This is a genomic window from Ferviditalea candida, from assembly GCF_035282765.1.
GTDB classification, from domain to species: Bacteria; Bacillota; Bacilli; order Paenibacillales; family KCTC-25726; genus Ferviditalea; species Ferviditalea candida.
Genome location: NZ_JAYJLD010000079.1, coordinates 1 through 2,951, shown reverse-complemented (window position 1 = coordinate 2,951; position 2,951 = coordinate 1). Strand labels below are relative to the sequence as shown.

Sequence of the window (2,951 nt, the reverse complement as noted above, 5' to 3'; positions counted from 1 at the left end):
CCCTCAAAACTAGAAGCGAAGCAAACGTTGGTGCGCATGGATGTTGCTGCAGCAATGCTGCAAAGTTGTGGATAAGCCCTCGACCGATTAGTATTCGTCAGCTCCATGCCTTGCGGCACTTCCACCCCGAACCTATCTACCTCGTCGTCTTCAAGGGGTCTTACCAATGTGGGAAATCTCATCTTGAGGGGGGCTTCACGCTTAGATGCTTTCAGCGCTTATCCCGTCCGTACTTGGCTACCCAGCGGTGCTCCTGGCGGAACAACTGGTACACCAGCGGTACGTCCATCCCGGTCCTCTCGTACTAAGGACAGCTCCTCTCAAATTTCCTGCGCCCGCGACAGATAGGGACCGAACTGTCTCACGACGTTCTGAACCCAGCTCGCGTACCGCTTTAATGGGCGAACAGCCCAACCCTTGGGACCTACTTCAGCCCCAGGATGCGATGAGCCGACATCGAGGTGCCAAACCTCCCCGTCGATGTGGACTCTTGGGGGAGATAAGCCTGTTATCCCCAGGGTAGCTTTTATCCGTTGAGCGATGGCCCTTCCATTCGGTACCACCGGATCACTAAGCCCGACTTTCGTCCCTGCTCGACCTGTACGTCTCGCAGTCAAGCTCCCTTGTGCCTTTACACTCTGCGAATGATTTCCAACCATTCTGAGGGAACCTTTGGGCGCCTCCGTTACGCTTTAGGAGGCGACCGCCCCAGTCAAACTGCCCGCCTGACACGGTCCCCCGTCCCGATGAGGGATGCAAGGTTAGAACTCAAGTACGATCAGGGTGGTATCCCAACGCCGCCTCCATGCAAGCTTGCGCTCCCACTTCCCAGGCTCCCACCTATCCTGTACAAACCGTACCCAAGTCCAATATCAAGCTGCAGTAAAGCTCCATGGGGTCTTTCCGTCTTGTCGCGGGTAACCTGCATCTTCACAGGTATTAAAATTTCACCGGATCTCTCGTTGAGACAGCGCCCAAGTCGTTACGCCATTCGTGCGGGTCAGAATTTACCTGACAAGGAATTTCGCTACCTTAGGACCGTTATAGTTACGGCCGCCGTTTACTGGGGCTTCGGTTCATAGCTTCGCGTTGCCGCTTACCACTCCCCTTAACCTTCCAGCACCGGGCAGGCGTCAGCCCGTATACTTCGCCTTGCGGCTTCGCACAGACCTGTGTTTTTGCTAAACAGTCGCTTGGGCCTTTTCACTGCGGCCCCCTCGGCCTATTCAGCCTACCGGGGCACCCCTTCTCCCGAAGTTACGGGGTCATTTTGCCGAGTTCCTTAACGAGAGTTCTTCCGCGCGCCTTAGAATTCTCTTCTCGCCTACCTGTGTCGGTTTGCGGTACGGGCACCTTCGCCTGGCTAGAGGCTTTTCTTGGCAGTTTGAGCCCAGGACCTTCGGTACTTCAATTTTCCCTCCCCGTCACAGCTCAAAGTTCCAGAGCACGGATTTGCCTATGCTCCCCTCTTGCTGCTTGGACAGGCGCTTCCATCCGCCTGCGTCCCTTCCCTCCTGCGTCACCCCATTGCTCATAACGGCTTACGGTGGTACAGGAATTTCCACCTGTTGTCCATCGACTACGCCTTTCGGCCTCGCCTTAGGTCCCGACTTACCCTGAGCGGACGAACCTTCCTCAGGAACCCTTAGGCTTTCGGCGGAGGGGATTCTCACCCCTCTTTTCGTTACTCATACCGGCATTCTCACTTGTATGCGGTCCAGCACTCCTTACGGTATACCTTCACCCCGCATACAACGCTCCCCTACCCATCTTGCGATGCCATAGCTTCGGCGGCCTGTTTAGCCCCGTTACATTTTCGGCGCAGAGTCACTCGACCAGTGAGCTATTACGCACTCTTTAAATGGTGGCTGCTTCTAAGCCAACATCCTGGTTGTCTGGGCAACTCCACATCCTTTCCCACTTAACAAGCACTTGGGGACCTTAGCTGATGGTCTGGGCTGTTTCCCTCTTGACGATGGATCTTAGCACTCACCGTCTGACTCCCGGAGATAAGTCCATGGCATTCGCAGTTTGACTGGACTTGGTAACCCTTGGCGGGCCCCGCACCCAATCAGCGCTCTACCTCCATGACTCTTCACTCCGAGGCTAGCCCTAAAGCTATTTCGGGGAGAACCAGCTATTTCCGAGTTCGATTGGAATTTCTCCGCTACCCCCACCTCATCCCCGAACTTTTCAACGTTCGTGGGTTCGGGCCTCCAGTAAGTGTTACCTCACCTTCACCCTGGACAGGGGTAGATCACACGGTTTCGGGTCTACGTCCTCGTACTCCACTCGCCCTGTTCAGACTCGCTTTCGCTGCGGCTTCGGCTTTTCACCTTAACCTTGCACGAGAACGTAACTCGCCGGTTCATTCTACAAAAGGCACGCCATCACCCCTAGATAGGGCTCTGACTTCTTGTAAGCGCACGGTTTCAGGTTCTGTTTCACTCCCCTTCCGGGGTGCTTTTCACCTTTCCCTCACGGTACTGCTTCACTATCGGTCGCCAGGGAGTATTTAGCCTTGGCAGATGGTCCTGCCGGATTCATACGGGATTTCTCGTGTCCCGCACTACTCGGGTGCCGCCCGGTTCTTCGCGGATTTTCGGCTACAGGGCTGTTACCTTCTGTGGCCGGCCTTTCCAGGCCTGTTCACCTAATCTGCTCCGAACACTTGTGGCGGTCCCACAACCCCGGTGAGCATGCCCACCGGTTTAGGCTTCTCCGCGTTCGCTCGCCGCTACTGACGGAATCACTCTTGTTTTCTTTTCCTCAGGGTACTTAGATGTTTCAGTTCCCCTGGTTGGCCTCCTCCGCCCCTATGTGTTCAGGGCGGGGTCCCTGCCTGTGACGGCAGGGGGGTTCCCCCATTCGGACATCCCCGGATCAAAGCCTGCTTACGGCTCCCCGAGGCGTTTCGTCGTTCGCCACGTCCTTCTTCGGCTCCTGGCGCC

At 56.1% G+C, this 2,951-nt stretch carries 1 rRNA gene; it reads right to left on the bottom strand.

The annotated features are described in order from the left end of the window. Positions 1 to 67: 67 nt before the first annotated feature. Positions 68 to 2,951: ribosomal RNA gene (locus tag VF724_RS21035) — 23S ribosomal RNA — on the bottom strand; the annotation flags it as partial.